15 protein-coding genes are annotated in these 15,284 nt (G+C 61.4%); 7 read left to right on the top strand and 8 right to left on the bottom strand.

Annotation, left to right across the window (positions count from 1 at the left end):
- From hemB to MKR05_RS14450, 3 genes are all read left to right on the top strand, one after another.
- Positions 1-975, top strand: a complete 975-nt coding sequence (gene hemB / locus MKR05_RS14460; protein WP_064155215.1) for a porphobilinogen synthase — start codon at positions 1-3, stop codon at positions 973-975.
- 255 nt (positions 976-1,230) lie between these two features.
- Positions 1,231-1,722, top strand: a complete 492-nt coding sequence (locus tag MKR05_RS14455; RefSeq protein WP_284118271.1) for an REP-associated tyrosine transposase — start codon at positions 1,231-1,233, stop codon at positions 1,720-1,722.
- Between the two features lie 178 nt (positions 1,723-1,900).
- Positions 1,901-3,619, top strand: a complete 1,719-nt coding sequence (locus MKR05_RS14450; RefSeq protein ID WP_284118270.1) for a lysophospholipid acyltransferase family protein — start codon at positions 1,901-1,903, stop codon at positions 3,617-3,619.
- Between the two features lie 161 nt (positions 3,620-3,780).
- On the opposite strand, the gene tauD is transcribed toward MKR05_RS14450, so the two are convergent.
- The 7 genes from tauD to MKR05_RS14415 form a co-directional block, all read right to left on the bottom strand.
- Positions 3,781-4,632 carry a taurine dioxygenase gene (gene tauD / locus MKR05_RS14445; protein WP_087849703.1) on the bottom strand — a complete coding sequence of 284 codons (852 nt, stop codon included), beginning with the start codon at positions 4,630-4,632 and terminating at the stop codon, positions 3,781-3,783.
- The gene (gene tauC, locus MKR05_RS14440; RefSeq protein ID WP_032453385.1) at positions 4,629-5,456 is read right to left on the bottom strand and encodes a taurine ABC transporter permease TauC; all 828 of its coding nucleotides are present in this window, start codon (positions 5,454-5,456) and stop codon (positions 4,629-4,631) included. Before tauC ends, tauD begins: the two co-directional genes overlap by 4 nt.
- Positions 5,453-6,220 (bottom strand): taurine ABC transporter ATP-binding subunit, encoded by a 768-nt coding sequence (gene tauB / locus MKR05_RS14435; protein WP_023288561.1) that lies wholly within the window; start codon positions 6,218-6,220, stop codon positions 5,453-5,455. The genes tauC and tauB overlap by 4 nt, the downstream gene beginning before the upstream one ends.
- An 11-nt stretch (positions 6,221-6,231) precedes the next feature.
- Positions 6,232-7,194, bottom strand: a complete 963-nt coding sequence (gene tauA / locus MKR05_RS14430) for a taurine ABC transporter substrate-binding protein (RefSeq protein WP_180265254.1) — start codon at positions 7,192-7,194, stop codon at positions 6,232-6,234.
- 240 nt (positions 7,195-7,434) lie between these two features.
- Positions 7,435-8,367 carry a homocysteine S-methyltransferase gene (mmuM, locus tag MKR05_RS14425; protein WP_032453384.1) on the bottom strand — a complete coding sequence of 311 codons (933 nt, stop codon included), beginning with the start codon at positions 8,365-8,367 and terminating at the stop codon, positions 7,435-7,437.
- The gene (mmuP, locus tag MKR05_RS14420; protein WP_032453383.1) at positions 8,354-9,763 is read right to left on the bottom strand and encodes an S-methylmethionine permease; all 1,410 of its coding nucleotides are present in this window, start codon (positions 9,761-9,763) and stop codon (positions 8,354-8,356) included. Before mmuP ends, mmuM begins: the two co-directional genes overlap by 14 nt.
- An 82-nt stretch (positions 9,764-9,845) precedes the next feature.
- Complete coding sequence (locus MKR05_RS14415; RefSeq protein WP_072199122.1) at positions 9,846-9,974, bottom strand: hypothetical protein; 129 nt, start codon at positions 9,972-9,974, stop codon at positions 9,846-9,848.
- Positions 9,975-10,036: 62 nt separating this feature from the next.
- On the opposite strand from MKR05_RS14415, the gene eat reads away from it, so the two are divergent.
- From eat to eutC, 3 genes are read left to right on the top strand one after another with little or no spacing between them, the layout of a single operon-like run.
- Entirely contained in the window at positions 10,037-11,416 is a 1,380-nt protein-coding gene (eat, locus tag MKR05_RS14410; protein ID WP_032453381.1) for an ethanolamine permease, read from the top strand.
- Between the two features lie 9 nt (positions 11,417-11,425).
- Complete coding sequence (locus MKR05_RS14405) at positions 11,426-12,814, top strand: ethanolamine ammonia-lyase subunit EutB (RefSeq protein WP_023288556.1); 1,389 nt, start codon at positions 11,426-11,428, stop codon at positions 12,812-12,814.
- Positions 12,811-13,587: an ethanolamine ammonia-lyase subunit EutC gene (gene eutC / locus MKR05_RS14400; protein ID WP_284118269.1), complete on the top strand. Its 777-nt coding sequence runs from the start codon at positions 12,811-12,813 to the stop codon at positions 13,585-13,587. The genes MKR05_RS14405 and eutC overlap by 4 nt, the downstream gene beginning before the upstream one ends.
- Positions 13,588-14,029: 442 nt before the next feature.
- Here eutC and MKR05_RS14395 read toward each other — a convergent pair whose 3' ends face one another.
- The gene (locus MKR05_RS14395) at positions 14,030-14,173 is read right to left on the bottom strand and encodes a hypothetical protein (RefSeq protein ID WP_032428606.1); all 144 of its coding nucleotides are present in this window, start codon (positions 14,171-14,173) and stop codon (positions 14,030-14,032) included.
- Here MKR05_RS14395 and MKR05_RS14390 point away from each other — a divergent pair.
- Positions 14,166-15,272 carry an ABC transporter substrate-binding protein gene (locus tag MKR05_RS14390; RefSeq protein WP_072096492.1) on the top strand — a complete coding sequence of 369 codons (1,107 nt, stop codon included), beginning with the start codon at positions 14,166-14,168 and terminating at the stop codon, positions 15,270-15,272. The genes MKR05_RS14395 and MKR05_RS14390 overlap by 8 nt on opposite strands.
- The last annotated feature ends 12 nt before the right edge of the window (positions 15,273-15,284 follow it).

Below are 15,284 nucleotides of genomic sequence, written 5' to 3'. Positions count from 1 at the left end.
ATGACAGATTTAATCACTCGCCCCCGCCGCCTGCGTCAATCCGCTGCGCTGCGCGCCCTGTTTGAAGAGACAACACTGAGTTTGAACGACCTGGTGTTGCCGATCTTTGTTGAAGAAGAAATTGATGATTACAAAGCGATCGAGGCTATGCCCGGCGTGATGCGTATTCCGGAAAAATATCTGGCGCGCGAGATCGAACGCATCGCCAATGCCGGCATTCGCTCGGTGATGACCTTTGGCATTTCTCATCATACCGACGCCATCGGCAGCGATACCTGGAATGAAAATGGTCTGGTGGCGCGTATGTCGCGGATCTGTAAGTCCACGGTGCCGGAGATGATCGTCATGTCCGATACCTGCTTCTGCGAATACACCTCCCACGGCCACTGTGGCGTGCTGTGCGACCACGGGGTGGACAACGACGCGACCCTGGAAAACCTCGGCAAACAGGCCGTTGTCGCCGCCGCCGCCGGCGCGGACTTCATCGCCCCTTCCGCCGCGATGGATGGTCAGGTGCAGGCGATTCGCCGCTCGCTGGACGCTGCCGGCTTCACCAATACGGCGATCATGTCCTACTCGACCAAGTTCGCGTCTTCCTTCTACGGCCCGTTCCGCGAAGCGGCCGGTACCGCGCTGAAGGGCGATCGTAAAACCTATCAGATGAGCCCGATGAACCGCCGGGAAGCCATTCGCGAGTCGCTGCTCGATGAAGCCCAGGGCGCCGACTGCCTGATGGTGAAACCGGCTGGCGCCTACCTGGATATTCTGCGCGATATCCGCGAGCGCAGCGATCTGCCGCTCGGCGCGTATCAGGTCAGCGGGGAGTACGCGATGATCAAATTCGCCGCCCAGGCGGGCGCTATCGATGAAGAGAAAGTGGTTCTGGAAAGCCTTGGCGCGATCAAACGCGCGGGCGCCGACCTGATCTTCAGCTATTTCGCCCTCGACCTGGCCGAGAAAAAAATCCTCCGTTAAGCCTCCCTCTCCCCGGTGGCGCTGCGCTTACCGGGGCTACCAAACCTCATCCCCGGTGCGCTGTATTTATCGCGACCACCACACCGTAGCCCGGATAAGGCGCTTGCGCCGCTATCCGGGGACAGGCGCTAATCAATATCTGTAGCTAAAACTTTGCGCGCTGCTTTCCACCTTCTGCGCCTTCTCCTTGGCGTACCGGATTTCGCCTTCTAACGTGTTAAACCACATCATAAATACCGAATTCCAGGAGATCCTGTGGTGGCTTATCGACGTTATTACATTAAGGGGGGAACCTGGTTCTTCACTGTTAACCTTAAAGACCGTAGAAGCATGCACCTAACTGAAAACATAGAATTATTGCGCTACTCTGTCGCTGTTGTTAAACAACATCGCCCCTTTATTATTGATGCCTGGGTGGTGTTGCCTGAACATCTGCATTGCATCTGGACACTACCTCATAACGATGACGATTTTTCTTCACGCTGGAGAGATATCAAAGGCTGTTTTACCAGAACGTTAAAACGACAACCCCTCTGGCAACCGCGCTTCTGGGAGCATGCCATACGCGATGAAGATGATTACCGCCGACACGTTGATTACATCCATATCAATCCACTTAAGCATGGCTGGGTCACCCGGGTGATCGATTGGCCATTTTCAACCTTTCATCGCGATGTCCAGCACGGGCTATATCCCCCAAACTGGGCTGGCGATAGCTTTGATCTTAGCTGCGGTGAACGCCGATAGCCTCTCCCCGGTGGCGCTGACGCTTACCGGGGCTACAAATCGGCGCCAACCATAGCCCGGATGAGGCGTTAGCCGCTATCCGGGAAACCTCACCCGCTGCGAGCGAAACTTCACCCAACTGTAATCTGAACGACATCTCTACCTTCTACTGTCTGGGCAGGACGGAGGAGGAGCCACTATGTTTAGTCTCGACAACGTACTCGATGACCTGTGGCCTCAGGCGAGGCCCGCCCCCTGGCAAAAGAAACTGTTAAAAAAGCTATTTTATGAGGAAGAGTTTCAACAATTTGCCGACCGTCACCGCCACCTGAAGGGGCTTGATACGGTCGAACAGGTGCTGGAATACCTCAATATCCGCTGCGCTATCCCGGCGCACGATCTCGAACAAATCCCCGAATATGGCCCGCTGGTCATTATCGCTAACCACCCCACCGGCACCCTCGACGGCCTGGCGCTCCTGTATGCGGTATCCCGCGTGCGCCGCGATGTCAAAGTGGTCACCAACCGCATGCTCACCCACCTTGAGCCCCTGAGCTCGCTGTTTATCCCGGTGGATAATATTCATGGCCGCACCGCTAAAACGGCGCTGCAGCAGATGGACCAGCAGCTGCAGGCCGGCGGGGTGCTGATCTTCTTCCCGGCGGGGGAAGTCTCCCGCCTCACCCGTCGCGGCATCCGCGATAAAAAATGGCACTCGGGCTTTATTAAGCTGGCGGCAAAATATCGCGCCCCGCTGCTGCCGGCGTGGATTAACGCCCACAACAGCGCCCTGTTTTACGCCAGCACCCTGGTCTCCGACAACCTGCCGCTGCTCCTGCTGATGCAACAGATGTTTCGCCGGCGCAACAGCAGCCTGCCGGTGCGTATCGGCCAGCAGATCCCCTGGTCGAGTTGGTTCGATGCCCAGTCCAGCGCTCGCGAGCTTACCGGCCGCTGCTATCAGCACCTTGACCAGCTGCGCAAAGGGCTGCCGGGGCGGTTTAAAACCGAAAGCGCCATCGCCCGTCCGGAAGACCGGGCGCGGCTTAAACGCGAACTGCACAAGGCCGAATGCCTGGGCCGCACCGCCGACGGCAAAGTGATTTACCTCTGGCAGCGCAACGGCCAGGAGGAGGCGCCGCTGCTGCGCGAGCTGGGGCGCCTGCGGGAAATCGCCTTCCGCGCGGTCGGGGAAGGCAGCGGCAAACGGCGGGATATCGACCGGTATGACGACGACTATCTGCATCTGATCCTGTGGGATGAAGAAGATCTGGAAATCGTCGGCGCTTACCGCTTTATGCCGACGGCTATACAGCTGGCAAAGCGCGGCCTCGAGGGGATCTACAGCTCCAGTCTCTTCCACTACGACGGGCGGATGGACGACATCCTGCAGCACGGCATTGAGCTGGGGCGCAGCTTTATCCAGCCGCGCTACTGGGGTCGACGCGGGCTGGACTATCTGTGGTCCGGCATCGGCGCTTATCTGGCGCGCTATCCACACTATCGCTATCTGTTTGGCCCGGTATCGATTTCTGGCGGGCTGCCGCCCGCCGCTCGCGATCTGCTGGTGGCGTTCTACCGGCTGTGGTTCCCGGCGACGCATCCGCTGGCGGAGTCGCGTCGCCCTTATCCGGCCTCGCTGCCCGACGTGCTGGCGCAGTTTGGCGGGGAGGATTACAACGACGACCTGGCCCGGCTGAAGTCCCTGCTAGGCAATATCGGCTGCGCGATCCCGCCGCTGTATAAGCAGTACTCGGAAGTGTGCGAGCCGGGCGGAGTGCAGTTTATCGATTTCGGCAGCGATCCGGATTTCAATAACTGCGTGGATGGTCTGGTGCTGGTGGATCTCACCTACCTGAAGGCCAATCGCTATCAGCGCTATATTGGCGCGCATCTGGGTGCGCAAAAATCGGCATAAACGCTTTTTCCCGGCTTGCGGCGCGTTGCGCCTTAGCCGGGCTACGGTTCACCGTTTCCGACGGTTCGGTCGCCCGGAAAAGCCGCGTCAGGCGCCGCCTCCGGGAAGCAGCGGGCAATGCAGCATCCGCTTTTCTCCGCGGCTCGCGGCTAATACAAGCCTTACCCCGCCCGGTAATACGGCTTATCGCCAAGGATCGTCGCCCGGTGCATGATCCGCCGCTGCGGCAGATAGTCGGCATTGGCGTAATGCTGGGTTACCCGGTTATCCCAGATAGCGACATCGTTCGGCTGCCAGCGCCAGCGCACCTGAAACTCCGGTTTGGTGATATGGGCAAACAGGAAGCTCAGCAGCGCCGCGCTCTCTTTCTCGGTCACGTCGACAATCCGCGTGGTAAAGCCTTCATTAACGAACAGCGCCTGCTTGCCGGTCACCGGGTGGGTACGCACCACCGGATGCAGCAGCGGCGGATGCTTCGCCACCGCCTCCTGCCAGCGCCGATGCTCGGCTTCCGTGTGGTTGTACTTATACTCCTGGAACGATTTACGGAAATCGTGTTCCGCATGCAGGCCGCTCAGCAGCTGCCGGAAGGGCTCTGACAGCGCCTCCCAGGCGGCGATACCGCTGGTCCACAGGGTGTCCCCGCCGGTCGTCGGCAGCGCTTTCGCCGCCAGAATGGCGCCGGCGGGCGGCGTGTCGATAAAGGTGACATCGGTATGCCAGTTGTCATTATCCGGCGGATTATCGTTGTGGGTATCGAGGACGATAATCTCCTCGACGCCTGGGGCGTGAGGGTAGACCGGATGGATATGCAGGTCGCCAAACCGCAGCGCCAGGTCGCGCTGTTGCGCCGGGGTGATATTTTGCTCGCGCAGGAATACCACCTGATGACGCAGCACCGCGTGATACAGCTGCTCAAACTGGTTGTCGCTCAGCGGACGGGTTAAATCCGCCCCGGTCACCTGCGCGCCAATATACGGCCCCAGCGGGGTAATGCTCAGACGTTCACTCATTGTACTTCTCCATGCCAGGGCGTCAGGCGCCGCTGCAGCGCGCGCAGACCCAGTTCCAGTAAAAAGGCGATAATGGCAATCACCGCGATCCCCGCCAGCACCACATCGGTGGCGAGAAACTCGCCGGCGGACTGCACCATAAATCCTAACCCGCGGGTGGCGGCGATCAGCTCAGCGGCCACCAGCGTTGACCAACCGACGCCAAGACCAATGCGCAGCCCGGTGAGGATCTCCGGCAGCGCGCCGGGCAGGATCACCAGCCACAGCACCTGCGCCCGGCTGGCGCCCAGCGAACGGGCGGCGCGAATCCGCACCTGCTGCGCGCTTTTTACCCCCGCCAGCGCCGACATCGCTACCGGGGCGAAAATCGCCAGGTAGATCAGCAGGATCTTCGACGTTTCACCGATGCCAAACCAGATCACCATCAGCGGTAAGTAGGCCAGCGGCGGCACCGGACGATAAAGCTCGATCAGCGGATCGAGGATCCCGCGCACCGTTGAGTTGAGCCCCATGGCGATCCCCACCGGCACGCCGATCAGCACCGCCGCCAGCAGAGCGATAACGATCCGCGTCAGGCTCGCCGCCAGGTGCTGCCAGAGCGTCGCATCCATAAAGCCCTGCGGCCCGGCGATAGTGATAAGCTTCTGCAGCACCTGGCCCGGCGGCGGCAGAAATAGCGGGCTAATCAGCTGCAGCGCCGCGACCGCCCACCAGACGGCCAGCAACACCGCCAGGGTCGCCACGCTGAGGGTGAGCTGACGGGAGAGCGGCCAGCGCCACTTCAGCGTCAGTTGACGCGGTTTGTCGTTCAGTACCACGCTCATGAGAAAGCCTCCCGTTGGTCAAACACCCGGCTCAGAATGTATTCCCGCTGTTCAATAAACCGCGGGTCGGATTTGATGCTGCGGCAGGGTTCGCCCGCGACAAAGCGGCGGCTGAAATCCAGCGGCAGCCGCTCCACCACCCGCCCCGGCCCCGGCGACAGCAGCACCAGCTCGGTCGCCATAAAGATGGCCTCTTCAATGTCATGGGTGATGAGCAGCACCTGTTTGCCGGTCTCATGCCAGAGCGTCAGCAGCAGCGTTTGCATCTGCTCGCGGGTAAAGGCGTCAAGCGCGCCGAAGGGCTCATCCAGCAGCAACAGCTGCGGATTCGCCGCCAGCGCCCGGGCGATGCCCACCCGCTGGCGTTGACCGCCGGACAGCTGCCAGATAAACCGCTTTTCCGCCCCTTCGAGGCCGACCTTTTTCAGCATCTGCGCCGCCGCTTGCCGCCGCTGCGCTTTATCCACGCCCGCCAGCTGCAGCCCCAGCGCCACGTTATCCTGCACATTGCGCCAGGGCAGCAGGCCTTCGTTCTGGAAGACCACGCCGCGCTCTGCGCCCGGCCCGGTCACCCGCTGACCTTCGAGGGTGATGCTGCCGTGCTGATAGGGCACGAATCCGGCAATCAGGTTCAGCAGGGTAGTTTTACCGCAGCCCGAAGGCCCCAGCACCACCAGCAGCTCCCCACTCTCCAGCGTCAGGTTGATATCCGCCAGCGCCGGTTTACCGCCATAGTCGGCGGAAAGATGCGAGATTTGCAGCATCGCCGCCTCCTTTACTTCACGAAACGGTCAGTAACGTACTGACGATAATCGGTTCCCGCCGCGGGCACTTTGCCCTGCTCTTTCAGAAAGCGCGCAGTATCGACGATGGCCTGATTGACCGGCCCGTTCAGCGCCTGCGCCTGCTCAGCGGCGGTCAGGTAGGTGTTCCCCTTCACCAGCCCCGGGACATCGGCTTCCGGCACGCCGCTCAGGCGCGCCAGCTTGCTGATGTTGTTCGGCTGCTTCAGCCACTCATCCGGGTTGGCGATGTAGGGCTGCTGGGCGTCGATGGCGCTTTTAGCAAACGCTTTGACGATCTCCGGATGCTGCTCGGCGAAGTCCTTACGGACCACCCAGACGTCGAGGGTCGGTGCGCCCCACTCCCCGACCTGCGCGGAATCGGTCAGCACCTTGCCCTCTTTTTCCAGTTCGTTAACCGCTGGCGCCCAGACGTAAGCCCCGTCGATATCCCCGCGCTGCCAGGCGGCGATAATCGCCGGCGGCTGCAGGTTAATAATCTGCACCTGGCCCGGCTTGATGCCCCAGTGTTTGAGCGCCGACAGCAGGCTGTAGTGGGTGGTGGAGATAAACGGCACGGCGATGCGCTTGCCGATCAGATCTTCCGGTTTGGTGATGCTTTTCTTCACCACCAGCGCTTCGGAGTTGCCGAGCTTTGAAGCGAGCAGGAACACTTCAATCGGCACCTGCTGGCTGGCGGCCACCGCCAGCGGGCTGGAGCCGATATTGCCGATCTGCACATCGCCGGAGGCCAGGGCGCGCACCACGCTGGCGCCGCTGTCAAATTTCCGCCAGTCGACGGTCGCCCCGCTGGTTTTGGCGAAGGTGTTGTCCGCCTGGGCGACTTTCGCCGGCTCAGCGGAGGTTTGATACGCCACGGTCACATTGACCGCCTGCGCCTGGAAGGCGGCGACGGCCAGCGCCGCCAGAAGAGTAATTCGCGATGTGAATGCCATAATGTCTGCTTCCCCTGAGTTGTTATAGGTGCAGTATTTCCGGCATCAGGATGGAGATGAAGTAATTAAAAATTCTGGCTAATAGCGAATCGTTTTTAGAACAAAAGCGGGAAAGGATAGTTGATTTTGCGTGGTGGATTGGCGGGAGAGGGTTGGCGCCGGGTGGCGGCTACGCCTTGCCCGGCCTACAGATCGCGCAAGGTGTAGGCCGGGTAAGCGCAGCGCCACCCGGCACAAAACTCAGCGCTTCGCGTTAAGCTCAGCGATATCCTTCGGCGTGGTGCGGCAGCAGCCGCCGATCAGCCTCGCCCCGGCCGCCAGCCACTGCGGCAGATAATCCGTCAGGCTGGCGCAGGCTTCGCCATGATGGTGCCAGGTCTTGCTCACCGCATCATAATGTTCGCCGGAGTTAGGATAGACCACCAGCGGCAGCGCCGTCAGGCTGTGCAGATGCGCCAGCGCCGCGGGCGTATTTTCCAGCGCGATACAGTTGATGCCCACCGCCACCACCTGCGGGTTATCCGCCAGGGCGGCCATCACCTCGCGCAGCGGCGTGCCATCGCTGAGATGTTCGGCGTCGCGCAGCGTGAAGGAGTACCAGGCGCGGGCGCGGGGATACTCCTGCAGCAGGGCTGTCAGGGCCTGGATCTCGGCGAATGACGGCAGGGTTTCACAGGCCAGCAGGTCGGCGCCCGCATCCAGCAGCGCTTCGACGCGCGGGCGGTGGAAGGCCTGGAACTCTGCCGCACTGCGCTGATAATCGCCGCGATACTCCGAGCCGTCGGCGAGAAAGGCGCCATACGGCCCCACCGAACCGGCAACCAGCAGCGTGCCGGCGTGTGGATTCTCGGCGAGGTACGCCTCGCGCGCTTTGCGCGCCAGCTCGACGCTTTTGCCGATCAGCGCCCGGGACTGCGCATCATCCAGGCCGCGCGCGGCAAAGCCGGCGGGAGTGGCCTGATAGCTGGCGGTGATCGCCACCTGCGCCCCGGCGCGAAAGTAGTCGAGATGCACATCGCGGATCAGCTGCGGGTTCTCCAGCAGCACTTTCGCCGACCACAGGCTGTCAGCCAGATCGCAGCCGCGGGCCTCCAGCTCGGTGGCCATGGCGCCGTCCAGCAGCACAAAAGGCTGGGCGGCAAGCAGGGCGGTAAACGGATTAGTCTGCGACATGTTGAGGCTCCTGAGTCATTTTCCGTGAACGAGTAAGATACCAGGCACCATAGCACAGGGCCACAAAGGGGATCCCGCACCACAGCGCAATTCTCTGGCTCGGGTCAAAAGCGAGGCCCACGCAGGCCACCAGGCACAGCACAAAGCCCAGAATCGGCACCACCGGATACCAGGGGGCGCGATACTGCAGATCGCTCAGCGCCTTACCCTGCTGCAGATGGCGGCGGCGGAACATAAAGTGCGAGGCGCAGATGCTCAACCACACCGCCACCACCGCAAAGCCGGAGATCGCCGACAGCGCCACAAACACCGTATCGGGCGCCACCACGCTGGAGAACAGCGCCAGCACGCCGCCCAGCATACTCACCGACAGCGCGGTCACCGGCACGCCCCGTTTATTGACTTTGGCAAAGCAGGCCGGCAGCGTCTTCTCGTTCGACAGCGACCACAGCATCCGCCCGGAAGCGTACAGGCCGGAGTTGGCCGCCGAGAGGATCGCCGTCAGGATCACAAAGTTGAAAATATCCGCCGCGTAAGGGATGCCCACCTTTTCAAACACCAGCACGAAGGGGCTTTTCTCCACCCCCGCCTGTTGCATCGGGATCAGCGCCGCCAGCACAAACACGGTGCCGATAAAGAAAATAATCAGCCGGGCGATGGTGGTGCGGATGGCGACCGGAATGACCTTATGCGGGTTTTCCGTCTCTCCGGCGGCAATGCCGATAAGCTCCGTCCCGGAGAAGGCAAAGTTCACCGCCACCATGGTCATCAGGATCGGCAGGCCGCCGTGCGGGAACCAGCCTTCGGCGGTGAGATTGCGCAGGCCCGGCGCCGGGGAGCCATCCTGCATCGGAATGATGCCGAAAATGGCCGCGCCGCCGAGAATAATAAACGCGATGATGGTGATCACTTTCACCAGCGAGAACCAGAACTCGCCTTCGGCGAAGAAGCGGGTCGAAATGATGTTAAGGCCGAAAATCACCGCGCAGAACACCACGCACCAGATCCAGACCGGCACCTGCGGGAACCAGTACTGCATACAGAAGCCGGCGGCGGTGAAGCTCGAACCCAGCGCCACCGTCCACGTCAGCCAGTAGAGCCACGCCACGGTATAGCCCGTCGCCGGGCCAAGGTAGCGCGCCGCGTAAACATGGAAGGCGCCGGTCTCCGGCATCGCCACCGACAGTTCGCCGAGGCACTGCATCACCAGCCAGACCACCAGGGCGCCAATCAGATACGCCAGCAGCGTTCCGGCCGCGCCGGTGGTGGAGATGATATAGCCGGTATTAAAGAACAGGCCGGTGCCAATCACGCCGCCGAGCGACAACATGATCAGATGGCGCGTTTTCATGGTGCGCTTCAGTTGCCCACCTTGTTGTTGTGTTGTGCTTTGCATTTTATTTTCTCACGCCAGCCCGCTTGCCCGGGCCATGATGCGTATAAACGTATAGACATCTAAACATCCAAAAGAAGAAGTGTTATACCGTGCCACCGCGGAAAAAGCAAAGCCGCTGCACCAGGTCGCGCGCCGACAGCGTGCAGCCTGCCCCATTTTTGCGCAGCGCCGGTGAGCGCGCCACGGGCTGGCGCCTCATCGCGGCGGACAACGTTCTGGCACTCTCTTTGCAGCCTGTCGTTCAGAACCTTTCTATCTGGCGAGGCAACACGTATGACAGAGCACACCACCACCTTAAAAAGAACGCTCGGCAGTTTTCGTTTATGGGGGATCGCCGTCGGACTGGTGATATCCGGGGAGTACTTCGGCTGGAGCTACGGCTGGTCGCAGGCGGGCACGATGGGGTTTATGGTCGTCGCCCTGGCGGTCGCCGCCATGTACTGCGCCTTTATTTTCAGCTTTACCGAGCTGACCACCGCCATCCCGCACGCTGGCGGCCCTTTCGCCTACGCCTACCGCGCCTTCGGGCCCACAGGCGGATTTATCGCCGGTTTTGCCACTCTGATTGAATTCGTCTTCGCCCCGCCGGCCATCGCCATGGCCATCGGCGCCTACCTCAACGTGCAGTTTCCGGCGCTGGATCCGAAGTGGGTCGCCTGCGGCGCTTACGTGATCTTTATGACGCTCAATATCCTCGGCGTCGGCATCGCCGCCACCTTCGAGCTGATCGTCACCCTGCTGGCCATCTTCGAGCTGCTGGTGTTTATGGGCGTGGTCGCCCCCGGCTTCTCCTGGAGCCACTTCACCGCCAACGGCTGGGCGGGCGCGGAAAGCTTTAGCGGCCTGGCGCTGCCGGGGATGTTCGCCGCCATTCCGTTCGCTATCTGGTTTTTTCTCGCCATTGAGGGGGCTTCCATGGCCGCCGAAGAGGCCAAAGATCCGCAGCGCACCATTCCGCGCGCCCTGGGCGGCGGCATTCTGACGCTGACGGTGCTGGCGATCGGCGTGATGGTCTTCGCCGGCGGCGTCGGCGACTGGCGCGCGCTGTCCAATATCAACGACCCGCTGCCTCAGGCGATGAAGACGGTGGTGGGCAACGGCAGCGGCTGGCTGCATATGCTGGTGTGGCTGGGGCTGTTTGGCCTCGTCGCCTCCTTCCACGGCATCATTATGGGCTACTCGCGGCAGATCTACTCCCTCGCCCGCGCCGGCTATCTGCCCGCCGGGCTGGCCTCCCTCAACCGCCGCACCCGCACCCCGCATCTGGCGATCCTCGCCGGCGGCGTGGTGGGTATCGCCGCGATCTTCTCCGACTCGCTGATCACCATCAGCGGCATGCCGTTGACCGCCTGCATCGTCACCATGTCGGTATTTGGGGCTATTGTTATGTATATCACTTCCATGGCGGCGCTGTTCAAACTGCGCCGTAGCGAGCCGAAGCTGATCCGTCCGTTCCGCGCGCCGCTCTACCCGCTGGCGCCGGCCTTTGCCCTCGGCATGGCGGTGATCTGCCTGGTGGCGATGGTCTGGTATAACCTGCTGCTGGCGCTGATTTTCGCGGCGATGATGCTCGGCGGCTACCTGTGGTTCCGCAAAACCGCAGCGGCCCGTGAACGGGCGCCAGTGGATCCTCAACTGCGCACGGTCTCCTGAGGAGGCGGCATGTATAAAACCACGCTATCGGGCCAGGTATGGCGCTTTGATAGTCTGAAAACGCTGATGGCGAAAGCGTCGCCGGCCCGCTCCGGCGACGCCCTGGCGGGCGTTATCGCCCACTCGGCCGAAGAGCGGATGGCGGCGAAAATGACCCTCGCCGAGGTGCCGCTGACCGACATTCTCGACAACCCGCTTATCCCCTACGAGCAGGACGAAGTGACCCGCCTGATCCTCGACACCCATGATGCGCAGGGCTTTGCCGCCCTGCGTCACCTGACGGTCGGCGATTTCCGCGACTGGCTGCTGGACGATGCCACCGATACCGCCACGCTGCAGCGGGTCGCCCGCGCTATCACCCCGGAGATGGCGGCGGCGGTAAGCAAGCTGATGCGCAATCAGGATCTGATCCTCGCCGCCAGCAAGTGTCAGGTGGTGACGCGCTTTCGCAACACCATCGGCCTGCCCGGCCACCTCAGCGTGCGCCTGCAGCCCAATCATCCCACCGATGACCTGAAAGGCATCGCCGCCAGTATGCTCGACGGACTGCTGTACGGCGCCGGGGATGCGGTGATCGGCATCAACCCGGCCAGCGACAGCTTACCGGTGCTGGCGCAGCTGAACGTGATGCTGGACGATATTATCCAGCGCTTCGCCATTCCCACCCAGTCCTGCATTCTGACCCACGTCACCAATACGCTGCAGCTGATTGAGCGCGGCGCGCCGGTGGATCTGGTGTTTCAGTCGGTGGCGGGAACCGAAGCGGCCAACAGCGGCTTCGGCATCAACCTTGCCATGCTGCAGGAGGCCCGCGAGGCGGCCCTCAGCCTCGGTCGCGGCACCCTCGGCAACAATGTAATGTATTTTGAGACCGGCCAGGGGAGCTGCCTGTCGGCCAACGCCCACCACGGCGTCGACCAACAGACCTGCGAGGCGCGGGCCTACGCCGTCGCCCGCCACTTTGAACCGCTGCTGGTCAATACGGTGGTCGGCTTTATCGGTCCGGAGTATCTCTACGACGGTAAGCAGATTATTCGCGCCGGGCTGGAGGATCACTTCTGCGGCAAGCTGATGGGCCTGCCGATCGGCTGCGACGTCTGCTATACCAACCACGCGGAAGCGGATCAGGATGATATGGACACCCTGCTGACCCTGCTGTGCGCCGCCGGGCTCACCTTCCTGATCGGCGTGCCAGGGGCGGACGATATCATGCTTAATTACCAGAGCACCTCGTTCCATGACGCGCTCTACGCCCGTCGTCTGCTGGGCTTAAAGCATGCCCCGGAGTTCGCCGACTGGCTGGCGAAGATGCAAATTATCGATCCGCACGGCGCGCTGCGGCTCACCGACGCCCGCCATCCGCTGCTGTCCGTTCTGCCGCAAGGAGCCCCCGTATGAACCGTCCCGACGCCTGGAACCCGCTGCGTGAATTTACCGATGCGCGGATCGCCCTGGGCCGCAGCGGCGCCAGCCTGCCGACCCGCGAAGTCCTTAACTTTGGTCTGGCCCACGCCAGAGCGCGGGACGCCATTCATCAGCCGTTCGCCAGCCAGCTGCTGGTGGCGCCGCTGGCGGCGCTCGGCCTCGACACCCTGACGGTGCACAGCGCCGCGCAGGACCGTCATACCTATCTGCGGCGCCCGGATCTCGGGCGGCAGCTCGCCGACGAGAGTCGCGCCGACCTCGCCGCCAGCGGCGTCCGCCCCGCCGACCTGCTGCTGGTGATCGGCGACGGCCTCTCTTCCTGGGCGGTAGAGCGTCAGGCGGTGCCGTTGATCCGCGCCCTGCTGCCCTGGCTGCAGACGCTGGGGATCGGCCTGGCGCCGGTGGTGCTGGCCCATCAGTCGCGGGTGGCGCTGGGGGATGATATTGGCGAAACCCTGAAAGCCCGCGCGGTGGCGATCCTGATTGGCGAACGACCGGGCCTCTCCTCGCCGGACAGCCTCGGCGTCTACCTCACCTGGCAGCCCCATCGGCAGCGGCTGGAGTCAGAGCGCAACTGTATCTCCAATATTCGCCCGGAAGGGCTGAGCCATGACGCCGCCGCCTTTAAACTGGCCTGGCTGCTGGAGCAGGCTTTTTTACGACGACTTACCGGCGTGCGCCTGAAAGATGAAAGCGATAATCCGGCGCTGCATGGAAAAATAAAACCATTGACCCCTTTAAAATAATAAGTCACGCGAGCCGAAGAATAGATTTTTAATATTACCTGGCGCACCTGAATATTATATTCGGGTGCGCGCTGAAATCACCCGGCGGCGCTTCGCTGGCGCGAGCCTGTGGAAACCGTTCAACCGGTTTATATTGCGTATTGTCCAGGCCGGATAAGGCGCCAGTCACCACCCGGAAAAATACATTCAGCGTATCAAAAGCCGTGTTGTCACCAGCCTTATGCCCTTGCCTGCAGGTAATAAGAATATTGCATGAGTAAAAACGAAACGGACGTTGTAAGGTAATTCAGCGCCTTAAAAATACCCGTCATACTTTAAGTTGCATGTGTGTTGGCTGCGTTTTCTCCCCCCCAGTCACTGACTTCTGTAAGCGTCTGGGGACTCGCTCACATGCCGCCTTCATGCGACTCGAATTATTTAGGGTATATATCTCGTTATCTATTCAACATAACAGCCAATAATTCGCCAGATACGCTGGCGAATTATTCCTCAATGTTATGCAGTCATTGATGGTTAAAGATAAATAATCGACCGACGGAGAAATACCAATGAAATCGTTTTCCGGGAAAGCGTCTTTAATGGCCACGCTGGTAGCCGCGCTGGCCGGCGCGAGCAGCGCGCAGGCAGCGGAAATTAAAATCGGGGTGGTATTACCCCTGAGCGGCGCCCTCAGCGGCTATGGTCAGCCGTCGCAGAAAGGGCTGGACATTATTCAGACCATCACCCCGACGTTAAAAAATGGCGATACCATCAAGCTTATCGTTATCGATGATAAAAGCGACAAAGTCGAAGCGGCCAACGCCATGCAGCGGCTGGTCTCCAGCGATAAAGTGGATGCCGTGATCGGGGAAGTCACCTCCTCCAACACCCTGGCGATGACCAAGATCGCCGACGACAGCAAAACGCCGCTGGTCTCCTCCACCGCCACCAACGACCGCGTCACCCGCAACCATCCGTACGTCAGCCGGGTCTGCTTCTCGGACAGCTTCCAGGGGGTGGTCGGGGCCAATCTGGCCTCCCGCGATCTGAAAGCCAAAACCGCCGCCATCGTGTTTGACAGTAGCAACGATTACTCCGTCGGCCTGGCGAAAGCGTTCCGCACCCAATTCCTGAAAAACGGCGGCACCATTCCCATCGAGGTACAGGCCCCGGGCGGCAGCAAGGACTTTAAAGCCCAGCTGGCGAGCGTCAAGGCGAAGAATGTCGACATGATTTATATGCCGATCTACTACACCGAAGGGGCGCTGATTGCCGTGCAGTCAAAACAGCTGGGGCTCAACAAACCGGTGGTGGGCGGCGACGGTCTGGCCGCAGATCAGGTCTTCTTCGATGTGGGTAAAGACGCGGTCAACGGCTATATGACCACCGATTACTACTCGCCGAACGCCAAAGAGCAGACCCCGGCCGGGGAAACCTTCATCAAAGCCTGGGAAGCCAAATACCAGCAGCCGACCCATACCTGGGGCGCAATGGCAGCGGACGCCTATAACGTCATCGTCAACGCCATGAACCAGTGCAGCGATCCCCACGATCGGGTCTGCGTGAATGAAAAAATCCGCGCCACCAAAGATTTCCAGGGCGTGACCGGCACGCTGACGTTACAGAACGGCGACGCCATTCGCAGCGCGGTCATCAACGAAGTGAAAGATGGCAAGCTGGCGTTTCGTACCGTGGTTAACCCTTAAGTTGTGACGAGG

Origin of the sequence: Klebsiella sp. K5-204 (genome assembly GCF_030128585.1) — a bacterium.
Taxonomy (GTDB): domain Bacteria; phylum Pseudomonadota; class Gammaproteobacteria; order Enterobacterales; family Enterobacteriaceae; genus Klebsiella; species Klebsiella quasipneumoniae.
The sequence above is the reverse complement of the archived record's forward strand: the minus strand, read 5'-3'. Positions and strand labels throughout refer to the sequence as shown.

Coding starts and splice junctions, on each gene's coding strand:
- MKR05_RS14390 (WP_072096492.1), top strand. CDS start 14,166: ATGGCCACGCTGGTAGCCGCGCTGGCCGGCGCGAGCAGCGCGCAGGCA.
- mmuP (WP_032453383.1), bottom strand. CDS start 9,763: ATGCAAAGCACAACACAACAACAAGGTGGGCAACTGAAGCGCACCATG.
- tauD (WP_087849703.1), bottom strand. CDS start 4,632: ATGAGTGAACGTCTGAGCATTACCCCGCTGGGGCCGTATATTGGCGCG.
- tauC (WP_032453385.1), bottom strand. CDS start 5,456: ATGAGCGTGGTACTGAACGACAAACCGCGTCAACTGACGCTGAAGTGG.
- MKR05_RS14405 (WP_023288556.1), top strand. CDS start 11,426: ATGTATAAAACCACGCTATCGGGCCAGGTATGGCGCTTTGATAGTCTG.
- eat (WP_032453381.1), top strand. CDS start 10,037: ATGACAGAGCACACCACCACCTTAAAAAGAACGCTCGGCAGTTTTCGT.
- MKR05_RS14450 (WP_284118270.1), top strand. CDS start 1,901: ATGTTTAGTCTCGACAACGTACTCGATGACCTGTGGCCTCAGGCGAGG.
- mmuM (WP_032453384.1), bottom strand. CDS start 8,367: ATGTCGCAGACTAATCCGTTTACCGCCCTGCTTGCCGCCCAGCCTTTT.
- tauB (WP_023288561.1), bottom strand. CDS start 6,220: ATGCTGCAAATCTCGCATCTTTCCGCCGACTATGGCGGTAAACCGGCG.
- eutC (WP_284118269.1), top strand. CDS start 12,811: ATGAACCGTCCCGACGCCTGGAACCCGCTGCGTGAATTTACCGATGCG.
- tauA (WP_180265254.1), bottom strand. CDS start 7,194: ATGGCATTCACATCGCGAATTACTCTTCTGGCGGCGCTGGCCGTCGCC.
- hemB (WP_064155215.1), top strand. CDS start 1: ATGACAGATTTAATCACTCGCCCCCGCCGCCTGCGTCAATCCGCTGCG.